Annotated in this window: 16 protein-coding genes; 13 read left to right on the forward strand and 3 right to left on the reverse strand. The window is 61.0% G+C overall.

Annotation, left to right across the window (positions count from 1 at the left end):
• From BUE39_RS04615 to BUE39_RS04630, 4 genes are all read left to right on the forward strand, one after another.
• On the forward strand, positions 1–767 hold a 767-nt coding region (locus BUE39_RS04615), incomplete at its 5' end, for an electron transfer flavoprotein-ubiquinone oxidoreductase (protein WP_143169495.1).
• A gap of 12 nt (positions 768–779) precedes the next feature.
• Complete coding sequence (locus BUE39_RS04620) at positions 780–1,625, forward strand: 3-hydroxybutyryl-CoA dehydrogenase (protein ID WP_073427685.1); 846 nt, start codon at positions 780–782, stop codon at positions 1,623–1,625.
• Between the two features lie 18 nt (positions 1,626–1,643).
• Positions 1,644–2,393 (forward strand): electron transfer flavoprotein subunit beta/FixA family protein, encoded by a 750-nt coding sequence (locus tag BUE39_RS04625; RefSeq protein ID WP_073427488.1) that lies wholly within the window; start codon positions 1,644–1,646, stop codon positions 2,391–2,393.
• Positions 2,394–2,415: 22 nt separating this feature from the next.
• The gene (locus BUE39_RS04630; RefSeq protein ID WP_073427489.1) at positions 2,416–3,363 is read left to right on the forward strand and encodes an electron transfer flavoprotein subunit alpha/FixB family protein; all 948 of its coding nucleotides are present in this window, start codon (positions 2,416–2,418) and stop codon (positions 3,361–3,363) included.
• A 21-nt stretch (positions 3,364–3,384) separates the two neighbouring features.
• Here BUE39_RS04630 and BUE39_RS04635 read toward each other — a convergent pair whose 3' ends face one another.
• The gene (locus BUE39_RS04635; protein WP_073427490.1) at positions 3,385–4,437 is read right to left on the reverse strand and encodes a LacI family DNA-binding transcriptional regulator; all 1,053 of its coding nucleotides are present in this window, start codon (positions 4,435–4,437) and stop codon (positions 3,385–3,387) included.
• 620 nt (positions 4,438–5,057) lie between these two features.
• Between BUE39_RS04635 and BUE39_RS04645 the strand changes: the two genes are divergently transcribed.
• The 6 genes from BUE39_RS04645 (at position 5,058) to BUE39_RS04670 (ending at position 10,211) form a co-directional block, all read left to right on the forward strand.
• Positions 5,058–6,341: an MFS transporter gene (locus BUE39_RS04645; protein ID WP_073427492.1), complete on the forward strand. Its 1,284-nt coding sequence runs from the start codon at positions 5,058–5,060 to the stop codon at positions 6,339–6,341.
• Positions 6,342–6,489: 148 nt separating this feature from the next.
• Positions 6,490–7,368: a fumarylacetoacetate hydrolase family protein gene (locus BUE39_RS04650; RefSeq protein WP_235004811.1), complete on the forward strand. Its 879-nt coding sequence runs from the start codon at positions 6,490–6,492 to the stop codon at positions 7,366–7,368.
• A 44-nt stretch (positions 7,369–7,412) separates the two neighbouring features.
• Positions 7,413–7,799 (forward strand): hypothetical protein, encoded by a 387-nt coding sequence (locus BUE39_RS04655; protein WP_235004803.1) that lies wholly within the window; start codon positions 7,413–7,415, stop codon positions 7,797–7,799.
• Between the two features lie 35 nt (positions 7,800–7,834).
• Positions 7,835–8,422 carry a cytochrome b gene (locus BUE39_RS04660; protein ID WP_073427493.1) on the forward strand — a complete coding sequence of 196 codons (588 nt, stop codon included), beginning with the start codon at positions 7,835–7,837 and terminating at the stop codon, positions 8,420–8,422.
• 208 nt (positions 8,423–8,630) lie between these two features.
• Positions 8,631–9,071 carry an SET domain-containing protein gene (locus BUE39_RS04665; protein WP_073427494.1) on the forward strand — a complete coding sequence of 147 codons (441 nt, stop codon included), beginning with the start codon at positions 8,631–8,633 and terminating at the stop codon, positions 9,069–9,071.
• 162 nt (positions 9,072–9,233) lie between these two features.
• On the forward strand, positions 9,234–10,211 hold the full coding sequence (locus BUE39_RS04670) for a histone deacetylase family protein (protein WP_073427495.1): 978 nt from the start codon (positions 9,234–9,236) through the stop codon (positions 10,209–10,211).
• A 51-nt stretch (positions 10,212–10,262) separates the two neighbouring features.
• Here the strand turns inward: BUE39_RS04670 and BUE39_RS04675 are convergent, their stop codons facing one another.
• Positions 10,263–11,216: an ATP-grasp fold amidoligase family protein gene (locus BUE39_RS04675; RefSeq protein ID WP_073427688.1), complete on the reverse strand. Its 954-nt coding sequence runs from the start codon at positions 11,214–11,216 to the stop codon at positions 10,263–10,265.
• A 114-nt stretch (positions 11,217–11,330) separates the two neighbouring features.
• Positions 11,331–12,368, reverse strand: a complete 1,038-nt coding sequence (locus BUE39_RS04680) for a GlxA family transcriptional regulator (protein WP_374709850.1) — start codon at positions 12,366–12,368, stop codon at positions 11,331–11,333.
• Positions 12,369–12,959: 591 nt separating this feature from the next.
• On the opposite strand from BUE39_RS04680, the gene BUE39_RS04685 reads away from it, so the two are divergent.
• From BUE39_RS04685 to BUE39_RS04695, 3 genes are all read left to right on the forward strand, one after another.
• Positions 12,960–15,305, forward strand: coding sequence for a polysaccharide biosynthesis tyrosine autokinase (locus BUE39_RS04685; protein WP_235004804.1), 2,346 nt, complete (start codon positions 12,960–12,962; stop codon positions 15,303–15,305).
• Positions 15,306–15,369: 64 nt separating this feature from the next.
• Positions 15,370–16,485, forward strand: coding sequence for a glycosyltransferase family 4 protein (locus tag BUE39_RS04690; protein WP_073427497.1), 1,116 nt, complete (start codon positions 15,370–15,372; stop codon positions 16,483–16,485).
• A 3-nt stretch (positions 16,486–16,488) separates the two neighbouring features.
• Positions 16,489–17,949, forward strand: coding sequence for a hypothetical protein (locus BUE39_RS04695; RefSeq protein ID WP_073427498.1), 1,461 nt, complete (start codon positions 16,489–16,491; stop codon positions 17,947–17,949).
• The last annotated feature ends 38 nt before the right edge of the window (positions 17,950–17,987 follow it).

Consider the following 17,987-nt stretch of genomic DNA (forward strand, 5'->3'; position numbering starts at 1 on the left):
GCGGCAAGCGCGTCTCGTATGGCGCGCGGGCGATCACCGCGGGCGGGCTGATGTCGCTGCCGAAGCTGGTGTTCCCCGGCGGCGCGCTCGTCGGTGACGATGCGGGCTTCCTGAACGCCTCGCGCATCAAGGGCAGTCACGCGGCGATCAAGACCGGCATGCTGGCCGCCGAGGCGGCGTTCGATGCGGTGCAGGCCGGACGTCGGAACGACGAACTCACGGCCTACCCGGAGTCGTTCCGCACATCGTGGCTGCACACCGAACTGCATCGCGCGCGCAACTTCAAGCAGTGGATGAGCAAGGGCCTGTACCTCGGCACGCTGATGGTCGGCATCGAGCAGAAGCTGTTCGGCGGCAACGTGCCGTGGACGCTGCATCACCAGCACGCCGATCACGAGATGCTCAAGCCCGCGTCGCAATGCACGCCGATCACATATCCGAAACCGGACGGCAAGCTGACGTTCGACCGGCTCTCGTCCGTGTTCATCTCGAACACCAATCACGAAGAGAACCAGCCGGCGCATCTGACGCTGAAAGACCCCACCGTGCCGGTGAACGTGAACCTGCAGACCTATGCCGGTCCCGAAGCGCGCTACTGTCCGGCCGCGGTCTATGAATTCGTGAAGACCGACGACGGCGGCGAGCGCCTCGTGATCAACGCGCAGAACTGCGTGCACTGCAAGACCTGCGACATCAAGGACCCGACGCAGAACATCGTGTGGGTCACGCCGGAAGGCGGCGGTGGGCCGAACTATCCGAACATGTGAGTGAAGAGCGACATGCAAACAATTGGAATCGTCGGCGCGGGGCAAATGGGAAGAGGCATTGCGCTGGTCTGTGCGATAGCGGGCCTCGACGTGATCGTCACGGATCTCGATGAACACGCGCTGAAACGCAGCATCGAAGGTATCGCGGCGAATCTTGACAGGATGGTATCGAAGGGCAAAACAATGCCGGCGGAGGCAGCGGCGGCGCTGGAACGAATCAAGGGAAGTACTTTGTTGACTGACCTTGCCGACCGCGACTTCGTGATCGAAGCAGCGACGGAAAATATTCAGATCAAAGAGGGGATCTTGAAGAAGCTGGATGCGATCGTGCGGCCGAGTGCGATCATCGCAACCAATACGTCGTCGGTATCCGTCACGAAGCTCGGTGCGATGCTCGATGACCCGAGCCGCTTGACGGGAATGCACTTTTTCAATCCCGTTCCGTTGATGGCGCTCGTCGAAGTCATTCGCGGGATTCAAACTAGCGATGCCACCTTCGACGCCACCGTCGACCTCGCAAAGCGTATCGGCAAGACCGCGATTTCTGTGAGGAATTCTCCGGGCTTCGTGGTCAATCGCATTCTGATACCGATGATCAATGAAGCGATTTTCGTACTGCACGAGGGGCACGCGAGCGCCGAAGAGATCGACGAGGGTATGAAGCTAGGCGCGAATCATCCGATTGGACCGCTGGCGCTGGCGGATCTCATCGGACTCGATACGACGCTCGCGATCATGAACGTGTTGTACCGCGACTTCAACGATCCGAAGTATCGCCCGGCGCCTTTGCTCAAGGAAATGGTGGACGCCGGCTATCTCGGACGAAAGAGTGGGAAGGGTTTTTATCCCTATCCTTAACGCCAAGGGAAAGACATTTTGAAGATCATTGTTGCTGTGAAGAGAGTGGTCGATTACAACGTGAAAGTCCGGGTGAAGTCGGACGGCACGGGCGTCGACATCGCGAACGTGAAAATGTCGATGAATCCGTTCGACGAAATCGCGGTGGAAGAGGCGGTGCGTCTGAAGGAAGCGGGCGTGGCGACCGAGGTGATCGCGGTGTCGTGCGGCGTCACGCAGTCGCAGGAAACGCTGCGCACCGCGCTCGCGATCGGCGCGGACCGCGCCGTGCTGATCGAATCGAACGAGGAACTGCAGCCGCTGGCGGTCGCCAAGCTGCTGAAGGCGCTGGTCGACCGGGAGCAGCCGCAACTGGTCATTCTCGGCAAACAGGCCATCGACGATGATTCGAACCAGACCGGCCAGATGCTCGCCGCGCTCGCGAACCTGCCGCAAGCGACGTTTGCGTCGAAGGTTGTCGTGGCCGACGGCAGGGCCACCGTGTCGCGCGAAGTGGACGGCGGTGCCGAGACGCTGTCGCTCAAGCTGCCCGCCGTGGTCACGACCGATCTGCGCCTGAACGAGCCGCGCTACGTGACGCTGCCGAACATCATGAAGGCGAAGAAGAAGCCGCTGGAAACGCTCAAGCCCGAGGACCTCGGTGTTGACGTCACGCCGCGCCTGAAGACGCTGAAAGTCGCCGAGCCGCCGAAGCGCTCCGCTGGCGTGAAGGTGGCGGATGTGAAGACGCTGGTCGAGAAGCTGAAGAACGAAGCCAAGGTGCTTTAAGTAAAACGCGGAGACAGGGCAAATGACGAATCTCGTATTGGCAGAACACGACAACGCATCGATCAAGCCGGCGACGCTGAACACGATCGCAGCGGCGCAGAAGATCGGTGGCGACATTCACGTGCTGGTGGCGGGCTCCAACGCGCAGGCCGCGGCGGACGAGGCCGCGAAGATCGCGGGTGTATCGAAGGTATTGCTGGCCGACGCGCCGCAACTGGAAGCGGGCCTCGCGGAAAACGTCGAGGCGACGGTGCTCGACATCGCGAAGGACTACACGCACATCCTCGCGCCGGCCACGCCTTACGGCAAGAACATCACGCCGCGTATCGCCGCGAAGCTGGACGTCGCGCAGATCAGCGACATCACCGCGGTGGATTCGGCCGACACGTTCGAGCGCCCGATCTACGCGGGCAACGCGATCGCCACGGTGCAGTCGCAGGACCCAATCAAGGTCATCACCGTGCGCACGACCGGTTTCGATGCGGTCGCGGCCGAAGGCGGCAATGCAGCGGTGGAAAAGATCGAAGCCGCCGCGGACCAGGGCATCTCGCAGTTCGTGAGCCGTGAACTGACGAAGCTGGACCGCCCCGAACTGACCTCGGCGAAGATCATCGTCTCGGGCGGCCGCGGTCTGGGCAATGGCGAGAACTACACGAAGGTGCTCGAGCCGCTGGCCGACAGGCTGAACGCGGCGCTGGGCGCCTCGCGCGCGGCGGTCGATGCGGGCTTCGTGCCGAACGACTACCAGGTCGGGCAGACCGGCAAGATCGTCGCGCCGCAGTTGTACATCGCGGTCGGGATTTCGGGTGCGATCCAGCATCTGGCGGGCATGAAGGACAGCAAGGTGATCGTCGCGATCAACAAGGACCCGGAAGCGCCGATTTTCAGCGTCGCCGATTATGGTCTGGTGGGTGATCTGTTTACGCTTGTGCCTGAGTTCGTCGAGCGGATTGCCGACGATCATCGTTAGGCACAACCGTGTTCGCATCCGTCAAGCCGTGGCGCCGCGCGGCGAAGCGCGTACCGATGTCTTGGTCGGCGAGCCCGGTTTGCGCGTGCTGCCCCGCACGATGAGTGTCGCTGGCGAGATCGATGTGTAGGGTGAAGCGGTAGCGGAATTCTGCCGGACGTGATGCACGAACCACAGCCCGCACGCGGTGGCGAGATCGTGTACGGGAAGTCCCACGGTGGTCAATCCCGGTCCCCACCACCGGAAGCCGAGTTCGTCGCCGAAGCCAACGACCGACAGGTCGTCCGGAACTCGCACGCCCTGAGCCAGCAATTCTTCCAGGATGCCTTGGGTCATCTGGACCGAACCGGCCACGATTGCCGTCGGCGGCTTGGACAACGACAGGAGCCGGCGGGTTGCGTTAGCACCGAAGTCGACCTCGCTCGGCGCGCCCAGTTGCACAAGGGCGGGCTCGCCCGCTGCAACGCCGCTCAGTGCCTTGTGATAACCCTTGAGGCGCGCGGAACCCGTAGGCAGATCGTCTGTGCCGCCGATATAGCCGATCCGGCGATGGCCGAGCTGCACGAGGTGACTGGTCGCCTCGAAGATCGCCTCTGTATCGTCAATTCCGAACCACTGATCCCCGATCGCCGCATGCCTGCGCAACAGTTGCACGTGCGGGGACAATTTGATCAAGCGGATCGTTTCGCGATGGGGCTTCGCGGTCGGCACGATGATGATGCCCGCGACATTCGCGCTCGCCAGTTCACGGACGCTCTGCAACTCGACCATCCGGTCGTCGTCCGTTTCCGACAAGGCCAGTTGATAGCCGGCTGCCTGCAAGCATTTCGACAGCGCATGGGCGATGGTCGCGTAGAAACCGTTCCTGATGTCCGGCAGAACCAGGCCCACGAGATTGCTCGAGACGCCTCGCATCATGCGTGCAGCGAGATTGGCCACGTAACCCATTTCATCCGCGACTTGAGTCACTTTCTGTTTGGTGGCTGCGCTGATGCGTGGGTCGTCGGCAAGCGCCCGTCCTACCGTGGATGGGGAGACCTGTAGACGCGCGGCGATGTCTTTGATGGTGACCATTTGAGTTATCCGTTCAAGGCGCTTTTTTTGTAACGATAGCACAACGGTGAAGCTCGCAATGGACCGAGCCGTGCGCCACTGATCGCCGCGTTTGCCTCTGAAGTTCGCGGTTGCAAATGCTAACGCGAGCTCATTTGCATAGCCAGATTTATTTGACGCGTGGAAAAACGCCCTTTATCATTGTGCTAACGTTAGCGCACTAGATGAAGCGGGCGCGTCGGGTAACCGCAGTGGTCCGTGCCGAAGTCCATTCGCCATTGGCCGGCTATGCGGGGGCAGGAGGGGAAGCCATGTTTGAAGAGAAATCCTTGCGGTTCCATGTCGAAAAGTGGTTTGGGCGAACAGCCATTTCGTCATTGGAGGTGAGCCGCGTCAGGCCGGCGAAACTGGGACCGAATCGATGTGTCCAGGTCGTGTCGCCGCAGTCGGAGAACCGCGTGACGATATTTTTCTTCCAGCACGGCGACGGTCGATGGAGCGTCTTGCCGCCGCCCACCCGGCGCGCCACGCCGACGTTCGCAAACCGCTAGCAGCACGCAGCATCGAATTCAGCTTCAGTTTCCCGACCTGCGCAGACAGGACCGGCGACTCAATAAACGCAATACAAAGGAGACACCACAATGAACGCCCCTAGGCACGACGTTCGCTATGAACGCGGGACACTTGCGCTTCTCGGCATTGGGTTTGGACTGGTCGGCTTCGATCGCTGGCTGCTCGCTCCGCTGTTTCCGCACATCATGCGCGACCTGGGGCTGAACTACTCGCAACTGGGCAGCCTCGTGGGGATACTCGGCGTCGCGTGGGGCCTTTGGTCGATCGCCATGGGGCCGCTTGCCGACCGCATCGGCCGCAAGAAGATTCTCGTGACGACGATGATCGCCTTCTCGGTACTGTCGAGTCTTTCCGGCTTGGCGAGCGGCTTTATCAGTTTGCTGCTGTTGCGAGCCGCGATGGGCGTCGCCGAGGGCGCATTCACGCCGGCGAGCATCGCCGCGAATAGCGAGGCGTCGCTGCCGGCGCGCCGCGGGCTGAATCAGGGCATACAGATCAGCATGATTCCTTTGATGGGCCTCGGCTTCGCACCTATCGCCGCCACGCAATTGCTTGAAATCGTCCCGAACTGGCATTGGGTGTTCACGCTGTCGGCCGTGCCCGGCTTTATCGTGGCAGCGCTGATCTGGCGCTGCGTGCGTGACCGCGATGCGCCCACGGTCCATGCGTCGCGGCAACCGGTCGATCGGCCGCGCTGGACTGAATTGTTTGCAAGCCGCAACGTCGCCGTCGCGACCGTCGCCATTCTTTGCGCCATGAGCGGGATATTCGTGATCGGCGCGATGGTGCCGATGTACCTGGTTTCCGTTGTGCATCTCGACATGCGAAGCATGGGATTCGTTGCGTCCGCAGTGGGATTCGGCGGCTTTATCGGGTGTTTCGCGCTTGCCGGGCTCTCGGACTTCATTGGTCGCCGCCCGGCTGCCTTGATCGGGTTCGTCTGCGCGGCCGTTCTTCTGTATCTGTTTTCGCGCACGGGTCCCAATCCGACGATGCTGTTCATTCTGCTCTTCGGTGTCGCGATGTTCTCGATGGGTCTGTTGAGCCTGCTCAGTGGCCCGATCGCGACGGAGGCCGCGCCGGTCGGACTCATTGCGTCGACGATCGGCTTCGTGTCGGGCGTAGGCGAGACGTTTGGCGGCGGCGTTGCGCCGGTCATCGCAGGTTTCATCGCCCAGCATTTCGGCCTTGCACGCACGCTCGATTTCGCGCTTTACAGTCTCGCAACCGGAGCCGTGGTTGCGTTCTTCCTCATCGAAACCGCGCCGCGCAAGCGCCGGGACGAAGCGGCACGAACGCAGCCGGCTGCGGACGGCATTGGCGGAGTCATCGCGCGCAACGGCGACGCATGAACTCGCGTTCGAAAGACACACGCTCGCCATCACCAACACGATTACCGCCATGCTCCCAGTACTTGTCAACGTTTCATTCGCGGATTGCCCGCCGTTTCCAGCGTTGTCGACCGAAACGCATGCGCTTGCGCTGGCCTATTGGGCGCGGGTGGGTTTGCGCGGGGCGCACTGCATCGAGACATTCCTGCGTGAGTGGGATGCCAACGCGGCTTTGCTAAAGCGGATCTCCGACGATCCCGCGACGGCTGATGCAATCGAAACACGCGGTGCGCCGCTGTCGAGCTTTCGCATGCACGCTCCGGTCGCGCCGCGGCAGGTCTATTGCACGATCGGCAATTACCGCAGCCAACTACTGCAAGCCGCTCTCGATGCGGACGACGGACCGGATGGTCCCGGCGCCGCCGCACGCCGCGCCGCGCTGCTGGATTCCATCGAAACGCGGCGGCGGGAAGGCGCTCCCTACATCTGCCTGAAAGGCCCCGCCTGCGTTGCGGGACCGAACGACTTGCTGCCTGTTTCGCGCGACCTCACGACGCTCGACTGGGAAGTGGAAATTGGCGTCGTGATCGGCAAAAGCGCGGTACATGTCCGCGCCGAAGATGCGCTCGCCTGCGTCGCCGGCTATTGCGTCGTCAATGACATCACGTTGCGTGAGCGGATATTTCGTCGGGACGCACCCGCATTGGGCGCGGACTGGCTGCAGTCGAAGGCGCGGCCGGGCTGGCTTCCCGCCGGACCGTGGATGGTGCCGGCATGGCATATCGCCGATGCGCAACAGCTCGGGTTATGGCTTCGCCTGAACGGATCATCGATGCAGGAGGGCGCAGCCAGCGACATGATCTTCAGTATCGGCGAGCAGATTGCCTATCTTTCCAGCTTCACGCGGCTCGAGCCGGGCGACCTGATCTGCACCGGTACGCCAGCCGGCCTGGGCACCCACCATGGGCGCTACTTGCGCTCCGGCGATGTCCTTGAAGCCGGCATCGATGGTCTCGGTGTGCAGCGGGTGACGTGTGTCGAGGTTTAAGTCGTTGCGGGCGTGGAATTTCGCAGTTTGCCCAAACCAACAACATGGATTTCAAAGAGGAGATCATCGTGCATAGATGTTCACGACAATGGGTCGCGGGGTTGCTCATATCGGCGATGCCGCTCGTCGCGCAAGCACAGGGCATGGGGGCGAGCGCCCCCATGCCGTCGCAGCCGGACATGATGCCGGCTTCCGCGAGCAAGGCCGACAGCAAGGCACAGAGGCAGGCGCTCAAGGCACAACGCGAGGCACAACGCAAGGCCGAGAGAAAACAGGCGCGTCAGGTGAGAAATGCCGAATTGCAGAACCTTCAGCGCAACGGCTATGGGCCGCAGGCAGCGCCCGATCAGTATCCCGAGAACCTTTTGAATGCGGAACGCAAGTCCGCCCCTCAGAAGGCAGCGCCGGCAGTGCCCGCATCGTCGAATTGAGCGATTCGGCTGGACGAACCCATAAAGGAGCTGAAATGGAAAGGAGACAATACACGCCCATCGCAAAGATCCTCCACTGGACGATGGCGGTAGCAATCATCTGCGCATGGATCGCGGGGTACTACTCCAGCACGCTGAGTCTTCCGCAGAAGATTCAGACTGACAGCATCATGCTGCACAAGTCGATTGCGACGATCACGCTGTTTCTGCTGGCGGCCCGGATTCCGTGGCGGCTCATGCACGGCGCGCCTGCGGCGTCATGCGGCGTGCCGTCGCTGGAGCGCGCCGCAGCGCGTGTTGGGCACCTGCTGCTCTACTTATGCATGCTTGCACTGCCATTGTCGGGATGGCTCTGGAGTTCGGCGGCGGGGTTCAAGATTCCGGTGGCCGGCCTGTTCTTCTTGCCGCCCTTGATGGATAAGACGCCCGCGCTTGCACCCGTCTTCAAACAGGTGCATATCTTTCTCGCGTATGCGATCGCCATTCTGGTCTGCGGACACGTATTGATGGCGTTGAAACACTACTTCGTGGATCGCAGCGATTCGCTGGAATCGATGTTGCCGTCCTGGCTTGTTCGCCGGCGCGATGGCGGTCAGCGGAAGGAGCGTTCTCCCGCGGGCTAGATGTCGGCTCTGCCAATACTCCGCCAATAAGCAAGGCGTTTCGTCATTCGCGCGCGAGAGCGCGAACTTTTGCCCGGCGTAAGCCGGGTTTTTTTGCCTGGCGTTGCCGCGAAGCTTGTACCCGTGCGTGCCGCGCGCATCAAGAACCACTGGAAGCGGAAAATTGCCTCTCATATACTCTGGCACAAACACCACTTAGGGGAAGGCTATGCGGCGCGTGATCGTCCGGCGATCTTCGGTTCATGGGAAGGGCGTATTCGCCATGCGGCCGCTTTCGGCGGGCGAGCGGGTGCTCGAATACAAAGGCGAGTTAATCAGCTGGCGCAAAGCCGTGCGCCGGCACCAACGTGAAGGCGTGGCCGGACACACGTTTCTTTTTGGCTTGTCGGATGGGCGCGTGATCGATGGTAGCCGCGGCGGCAACAGCGCCCGCTGGCTGAACCACGCGTGCGCGCCTAACTGCGAGACCGTCGAAGACGCCTGCCGCATTTTCATTCACACGCTTCGTCCGATCGAGGCGGGCGAGGAACTGTTTATTGAATACCTGCTGGAAACCGACGATCCGCCCGACGAAGACATTAGAGCGCAGTATGCGTGCCGATGCGCCACGGCGGACTGTCGGCAGTCGATGTTGGCGAACGCCGTCTGATCGGGCGGGGGAAAGGGGAAGAACCGATTACGCGCGAGGCTGGCTATCCATAAGCGAATGGCTATGATCTCCCACGGAATGTCTAATTGTCGTCAAGCTGCAGACGGCCCTATGCTTGCTTCTTGCAATGAGAAGAGATGGGCCGGTGAGGCATCAATCTAAATGACGACTACCCTTGTTTTTTCCCATGCAGCGTGTCTGGATCATCGCCCAGGTTCCGGTCATCCGGAGTCGCCGGAACGTCTGAAGGCCGTGCTGCGCGCATTGCGGTCGCCGGAATTCGCGGCGCTGGAATGGCGCGAGGCGCCGCTGGGCACACTCGAGCAGGTGCAATTGATCCACGACCCGGCGTTCGTCGACGAGGTCGAGCAGATTGCCCCGCAGCGAGGTTATGTGCCGCTCGATGCCGGCGACACGGTGATGTCGCCAGGTTCCTGGGAAGCCGTCATGCGCTGCGTTGGCGCGGCGTGTGCCGGCGTCGATGCGGTAATGAACAGGGAGGCGCGCAACGCGTTCTGCGCGACGCGTCCATGCGGTCATCATGCCGAGCCGGCGAGGGCAATGGGTTTTTGTATCTTCAATCAGGCTGCGATCGCCGCGGCTTACGCTTGCGAAGTACACAAGCTGGAGCGCGTCGCGGTCGTCGACTTCGATGTTCATCACGGTAACGGCACGCAAGCGGCTTTTTTCCATCGCCCGGAATTGTTTTATGCCTCCAGCCACCAGTCGCCTTTGTATCCCGGTACGGGCGCCGCATCCGAGACGGGCGTGAATCACAACATCGTGAATATTCCGTTGCCCGGCGGTTGTAATTCGACGCTGTTCCGCGCGCGGATTGCGTCGGACATGTTGCCCGCCGTACGCCGGTTCAACCCCCAATTCATCATCATTTCCGCGGGCTTCGACGCGCATCGCCTGGATCCGCTCGCCGGCCTGAATCTCGAAGACAGTGATTTCGGCTGGATCACCGACGAGCTAATGCATATAGCCGATGCGACATGCGAAGGACGCATCGTTTCGATTCTGGAAGGCGGCTATAGTCTGGAGGGTCTCGCGACCGGCACGATGGCGCATGTCCGTGCGTTGATGAACGTCGACGGCAACGGGGCTGGCTCACAGGTCACGGGCACTGCCGGATGAGCTCGGGTCGCGCGCGGCATGAACATGGCCGGCGCGGACGGCTGCTCTGCATCACCAGTTCGCCACGGCGCCGTTGAGCGAAGGCCGCAGCCTTCCTTCACCCAGCAGTTCTCCCCATTCGTAGTCGATGTTGTCCGGCGTGAAAGGCAAGACGCCCGCGCCGGGGGTAAACGTCAACTCCCCGAAGTACACCGCGTTATCCGGTGCGTACAGATCGACCCGGACGTAATCGAAGTCTTCGGAGAGCCGGACTGCCGCATCCAGCACCGAGTCGAGATGTTGTGGCCGAGGCGCCGGAGCTGGGCTACGTTTGTAGTAGCCGATGGCCACGTCGAGATGATTCCAGTTCTCGTCGTACACGTCCCCTCGCGTGTTTGGCCCGAAGCGGTCGGAAATCACGAGAATGTACATGATAGGTCGCCCTTGGCGACCACCGAAGCAGTGCACCTTGAAATCGGCGGGAATCTGTCCACGCTGATCCAGTAGCAGCCGTTCGAAGAAGATGCGCGGGCTGATCTTTCGGTAATGCCGCTCCCGCGAAACGTTATAAAAATCGATGGACAGCCAACGTGCGGCAATCTGTTCCAGCCGCTCGAACGACGTCTTCGTTTTGTCTCCGACCACCTCGACAAAGCTGCTGCCGTGGTTTGCCTTCATCACGAATGAGTTCGGCAGCGCGTCGAAGACCTGACGATTGAAGACATCGGGAACGGCGATCAGGGGAATCAGATGATCCTGGCCGAGCTTGGCCGCCACATAGTTGCGTACCGTAAGCTTGTCTGTCAGGTTGACGAAACGCGGATCGGGCTTGAGGCTGCGCTGCAGGATCTTCTCATTGAAAGTGGCGGGGTGAATGAGCTTGGGGTACCGGCCAATGCATTTGCGGTGTAACAGACTCAAAAAAAGTACATCGGGCAATGTGAACTTCGCCCTCTCCTTGATTCGTCTGACTATCGAGTGTTGCTCTTCCGGATCACCGTGATAGCTCGTCAGGAGCGACCGGATCGTCGGTTCACTTTGTCGATGCACTTTCAGATCTCCGCCAGTGGATTCCGGCGATTATGCGTTATTTTGAAGCAGACTGAGTGTAGGTTTTTTCGGTCCGTGCGAGAGAAGCCGCTAGCAGGTCTTCACCACCGCCAGTTCCATCGGCAGCGATTCGGTACTGTATCGACATCCGTTTTCAGTCTCCAGGTTCGGCGCGCCGGGATCAAATGGCTGGCGCGCGCGAAAGTGCGTCGGGGACATTCCGTATCGTTCCTTGAACAGTCGTCCGAGACGATTTCCATCGCCCATGCCGCAGCGTCGGGCAATCTTGTCCACGGGCAGATCGCTCGTCCTGAGCAAGGTGATAACGACGTCGAAGCGGACCCGCAACAGGTACTCGAGCGGCGTCGTGCCGAATTCGTCCTTGAAACGACGCTGATAATTGCGCTTGCTCATTGCCGCGGATTCGGCGGCCTGGGCAACCGAAATCGGCTTGCTGTAGTTCTCGTGCATCCATCGAGCGGACGCGCGAATTTTTTCGGCTGTCGTGACAATGCTGACGCCTTCCATTTCGGGTCGTGTATGTTCGGCAAACTTCGCCTGCATGGCGCGAGCTACCTTTTGCGCAGTGTCGGCGCTGAGATCACGCTCGATCTGAGTCAGCGCCATTTCCGTGGGCGTGACGCCATGCGTCGGCGGCGCATCGGGGCCGTCGTCGAAAAGAAAGACCGGTACGGTTGCCTGTAGCGGTGTCTTGCGCACGATGGCGACACTGGCGCCTTGCCGGATACCGCTCGATGCGATGAATCCCTGCTGCGTGATCCACGATAGCAGCCGCTCGTTAGACTCCGCCGTGATCGCGGCGTCGCAACCAGCAACGAAGAGCGCATGGAAATCGGCCAGGCTGTACCGTTCGAGCCGCTGGGTCCAGATTGGAATGCTGGAAGAGGTCACGACAAAGCCGCCCTCGTCCGAGAGAACCGAAAGTCGGTACGGCGGCGGCGCACCTTGCGGCGGTTGCAATGCGTTGGCAAGGCGGAAAACTTCCCCAATCGCCCCAGTGGTCGCAACAGAGCATTCCTGAAAGACCAGCAGTCCGATATGGCGCTCAGCCTTTGAGTCGTCGTTGCTATTTGTAATACGCGGCGTGGGAAAGTTTGTAATACCGATCATATAAATTCTCCGCACGGAATGTACATTCCACCCCTTGAGCATAACGTACCGAATTACTCATGCGGCGGCCTGTCCGGTTATCCGGATGTATTGGCGAAATCGTCCGAATTCGAGAAATTGTTGCCGCGCAACACGCTAAAAATCACACGGAAGCGCAGCAAATAAGGAAGTTTTTGCCGACGCAACGATAGGGGAGTCCTTGCATTCATCTGGCCGATTCAACTGAATGGGCCAATAGCACCCGACTTTATGCCGACGCCGACGCTAGTGCTTATGGCGGACTATGCTTCGATGCAGCATTGGAAGAAATTCTTGTAGTGAGTCACATGTGGATACCGGTCTGCCCGAGCCACGTCGTAGTTCTCTTTCAACCCCGCGCGGGTCGATTGCCGTTTCAATTCGCTTTCAAATCTGCATTGCGAAACAAATGCCGATTTGTTTGTCGCATGGAAATTTTACGTGTCGAATTGATTGGATTGCCATGGAGTGGCCGCAGGCGTGGTGCCGTCGAAACGTGCCTCGTTGCTCTCCGGTAGTTCATTACCGCATCACTTACGTTCGACAAATAAACATGTGAGGAATACGCCGGTGGATTACTACCATCAAAATTCGCTCCCTCACGCCGCTGTCACGGAACGCGGTCAGCTCACCGCGCGCGAGATGTTGAATCTGATGCGCGATCACGTTTGGGAGATCGCGGCCACTACCGCGATATTCCTGATGCTGGCGGGACTTTATCTACTCATCGCGCCAAAGATCTACTCGGCCGATGTTCTCGTACGCGTCGACCCGCCCGAGCAAAACGCGCTCGGCATTGCCTTGCAGAACCAGGAGACGCTACCGCCTCCCGCACCATCGCCCGTGACCGAAATGGCTGTCATGCGCAGCCGTTCGGTATTGGGGCCTGTCATCGAGCGATACCGGTTCGACGTCAGCGTCACGCCACAAGCCATTCCACTACTGGGCGACATCGCCGCGAGGTTTGCCACGCCGGGCAAGCCCGCAGCGCCGTGGCTCGGATTGAAGTCGTTCGCATGGGGCGGAGAAAGCGTTCAGGTCGGCGCATTGAAAGTTCCGCGCGATCTCGAAGAGGAGAAGCTCACGCTCGTTGCTCTCGAAGGCGGCGCGTACGAATTGCGCGCTCCATCAGGCGATCTGCTCGTCGAAGGCAGGGTAGGTGCGGTCGCGAACGCAAACGCAAACGACGTGTCGGTGCTCATCAAGCAACTGGTCGCGCGGCCCGGAACCCGGTTTACGGTGATTCGCTGGAACGCGCTCGACGCCCTGAAGCGCTTCGACGACCTTGTGAAGGTGACGGACAAGGTGAAGGATTCCGGTCTGCTTGAAATCGAGTACTCGGACAAGAGTGCGTCGAAGTCCGCGGAAGTGGCGAACGCATTGGGACGGCAATACCTGGCAACCGCCATCGCCAGCCGTCAGGCGAACGACACGCAGACGCTCGCATTCATCAACGGCGAACTCCCCAGGTTACTGGCTGATCTGAAGAAGACCGAGGCTGCGCTGAAGAGCTTTCGGTCCAGTTCACAATCCATGCAGCCCGGTTCCGAAGCCCAAGCCTACTTGCAAGGCGGTCTCGACCTCGATAAGCAGATTGCGGGCTTGCAACTGCAGCGGACCCAACTCCTGGATCGCTTTCAACCGGGTAGCCGCTGGGTGCAGAGCATCGATACGCAACTGGAGCAATTGAAGGCCGCAAAGGCGCAATTCGATAACCGCTTTGGCGGAATGCCCGCGTCCGAGCGCGAAAGCGTGGATCTGCTTCGCGCGCAGAAGGTTGCCGAAACGATCTATCTGGGCATGGTGCAGAAAGCCGAGCAATTGCAGGTCCGGCGTGCCAGCACCACGGGTGGCGCGCATATCGTCGACCCGGCGATCGTACCGTACCGGCCTGTGAAACCCAAGCCCGGCGTCGTACTGCCCGCCGGCCTCGCGCTTGGCGTGGTGTCGGGCATGCTCCTCGTCTTCATGCGTCGCCACGTGATGATCGGCGTGACGGATCCGCAGTACGTCGAACGTCGCCTGAGCGTGCCGGTGTTCGGCGAGATCCTGTTTAGCCAGCAGCAAGCGCTGCTCAATCCGAATTCATCAGGCGCTACCCGCAAGCCATTGCCGGCGGGCGGACGCAGCAGTTTGCCGTTTCAGCGAGGCGGAGCCCGCCTCGAACCGCTCCTTTCCGGAAACCGGGTCGATGCGGCGGATCCGTTCAGTACAGGCAGCAATCGGATTCTCGCGGCGCGCTTTCCGCATGATCCTTCGGTCGAGGCGCTGCGCGCCGTGCGAACCGCGATGGCGCGTGAGCTCGTGCATACGCCCAACAATGTGGTGATGGTCATCGGGCCGACGCCGTCGGCGGGCAAGAGCTTCGTGGCGGCCAATCTGGCTGTCCTGCACGCCGAGATCGGCGCCCGCGTCGTTCTGATCGACGCCGACATGCGCCGCGGCCACCTCGCGTCCTTCTTCAAGCAAAGCAATCGTGAGGGTCTCTCCGAAGTACTCGCCGAGCGAATGCCCTTGCGCAACGCAGTGCGGCGCACCTGTATCGACGGGGTGTCTTTTCTCGCCTGTGGCGCGCGCCCGGAGAACCCCGCCGCCCTGCTGATGAAGCCGCATTTCAAGGAGGTGCTGCAGCGGCTCGGCAATCAATTCGACCTGGTCATTATCGACACGCCGCCGTTTCTCGCGGTGACGGACGCCTCGATCATGGCGAGCGAGGCCGGCGCTTCGTTGCTCGTTCTGCGCTCCGGGATGCAGAGCGAGGAGGAGATTGCCGACACGGTGAAGAAGATGGACCGCTCGGACGGGCGCATCGCCGGTGCGGTCTTCAATGGCATTCCGCTACGGCCCAGCACGCGGAACTATGGCTATCCGACTAACTATGCGAGCGACTTCGGCGACGTGGAAACCACGAAATGACATACGTGGGCGAGTAGGGACATTGTCGTCAGAGTTCTTGTGACTGCGTAAAACGGAGAGTGCCATGCCCTTCGCAATCAATGGAAAGTTCACCTCGCAGCCGATCACCGGTGTTCAGCGAGTCGCCTATGAATTAACGAGAGCCATGCAGATGCGCGCACATCCGGGCGATGAAGTGGAGGTGTTCGTGCCGCAGGACATCATCGAACCCGGCGCGTTGCTGAAGCGGCAGCGGCGCCTGCCGTGGCTGCGCGGCACGCTTTGGGAACAGATCACGCTTCCGCTTGCGGCAAGAGGCGTGACGCTTCTGAACTTCTGCAATACCAATCCGGTTCTGAAACGCCGGCAGATCGTCATGGTTCACGATATGGCCGTGTACGACGTGCCTCACGGGTTCTCGCGCAAGTTCCTGCTTTGGTACCGGTTCTGCTTTGCGATGCTGCCGAGAATGGATCCCACGATACTCACCGTGTCGATGTTTTCGAAAGCGCGGATTTGCGAACACCTGAAGATTGCCGAATCACGCGTCTCGGTCGTCACGCCGGGCGCGGATCATCTGGATCGCGTTGTCTCCGACGCGTCGATAACCGAGCGGCTAGGACTCGAGAAGGACGCCTATTGCGTCATCGTGGGCAGCCTCGATGCCCGCAAGAATCTTCAGCGCGTGCTGGATGCCGTTGGCCGGCTCAAGCACCGGCGCGACATCAGGTTCGTGGTGGTCGGCGGAAGGAACCCGCGTATTTTCGGCAACGGCTCCGTCTCGAGTTCAACGAACGCCGAGCAGGTGACCTGGGCCGGATTCGTTTCCGACGGGGAATTGAAAGCACTTTATGGCAACGCGGGCTGCCTCATATTTCCGTCGCTTTACGAAGGGTTCGGCTTGCCGCCGCTCGAAGCCATGTACTGCGGATGCCCGGTGATCGCCTCGACGCGCACCTCGATACCCGAGGCATGTGGAGACGCCGCGATGTACTGCGACGCGACGTCGGTGGATGATATTGCCGAAAAGATTTCCCTGATGATGACGGACGATGCGCTGCGGCAGCGTTACCGCGCCAAGGGCCTGCTTCACGCAAGGGAGTATCGCTGGGATCGTTCGGCGCAGAAGTTGCTGGACATCCTGCAGGGTCGGACGAGCGACAGCCTCGCCTCGCTTGCACCGAACGTATCGGCGGGTTAATCGATGCTGACGAGGTGGCGACGTTATCAAGTCCGCAATGTGTCGGGAAGGCGCCGGGCGTTGTCGAAGCTGGCAGCGCTTGCGGCTGCGATGCTACCGCTCGCGCGCCCGACGGCGTCGTTTGCGGCCGTTGCCGACTCGCAGTTGCAAGCAAACCGCGGCAGGCGGATCACAGACATGCTTGGAACCAACGGCTGGGCCGGATCGGCGAGCGACCTCGCCATGTGGCGCGAGATGGGACTGACGTGGGGCCGCGATTCGGTCGGCCCCGGCCAGCCCGATTCGCCGCGCGACCCCATGCGTGTCGACAGGACGGGCGTTCAATACAACAGCGAACTGCCGCCTGTCGTGATCCGCAATAACCGCAATGGCGTGCGCTCGCTGCTGCTGCTCGCCTATACGCCCAAATGGAATGCGTCGGTGCCGGGCGACTCGAAATCGGCTCCCGTCGATGTGGACGCGTGGAAGCGGTACGTCGACGCGGTGGTGCGCAAGTACTCCGCGCCACCCTACAATCTGCGCCACTTTCAGATCTGGAACGAGGCGGCGGGCAAATTGTCCGGCGGACAAGTGCAGGCATCGTTCTGGCACGGCCCGCATTTCAATGAGGATCGGAAACTGTCACGGCCCTACGAGCGCGCCATGCAGGACTATGTCGAGCGAATCCATCTTCCCGCCGCGCGAATCATTCGCAGCTACGGCGCCTATGTCGTTTATGGCGGCTGGCCGGACCAGGGCGGTCTCGACAATTTCCGCCAATGGCTCGAATACAGAAGTCCGCTCTATGACGAGCGAATGCTCGACCAGGTCGATTACATCGACACCCATTATCTTCCTGTCCACGAGCTCGATCCGCTTTACGAGCAATACGTGAAGCACGGTCCCGCCCGCGGCATCTGGCAGACGGAGATCGGCGATACGTACATGAAGGATCCCCACTACTTGCCGCGCTACTTCTTCGAGTTTGCGGCGTGGGCGCTCGATCGCGAGTGGAACGACCCGAACAAGTACGTATCGATGATTTATCACTGGGATGGTTACGAGCCTTTCCGTCTGACGCATCGCGGTCCGCCGGCGCGCACTTATAACGTATCGGGACAAAGTCTCGTGGTGCTGCGCCGGACCGTCGCGGGATCGCTGCAGCGCTTTCCGGCACCGCTTGCGTTCGGCGGCGATACATCGGGGACGGCAGTGCTGTCCGACAGCGATATCGTGATTCAGGTCAGCGCCGCGACCGGTTGGCGAAGCGTCACCGCGACCGGCGTGAAGCCGCCGGCTGCCAGAACGGCAACCGTTGAAATGATCGACGGCCTCACTGGCGCACGGAGCGACGGCGAGAACATCGCGTTGACGTGGAAGGACGCGACGTTGAATGTCCGCTTCAAGGTGCCGTCCGAGGTGAACGGACCGCTTGCGAAGCCCCCCAGACATCTTGCATATATCGTGGTGCGTCGCGCGGCATAGGCATTTGAATCGGCGAAGCGGAGGCTGGAACCCGCGAT

The sequence above is a fragment of the Paraburkholderia terricola genome, assembly GCF_900142195.1.
GTDB lineage: Bacteria > Pseudomonadota > Gammaproteobacteria > Burkholderiales > Burkholderiaceae > Paraburkholderia > Paraburkholderia terricola.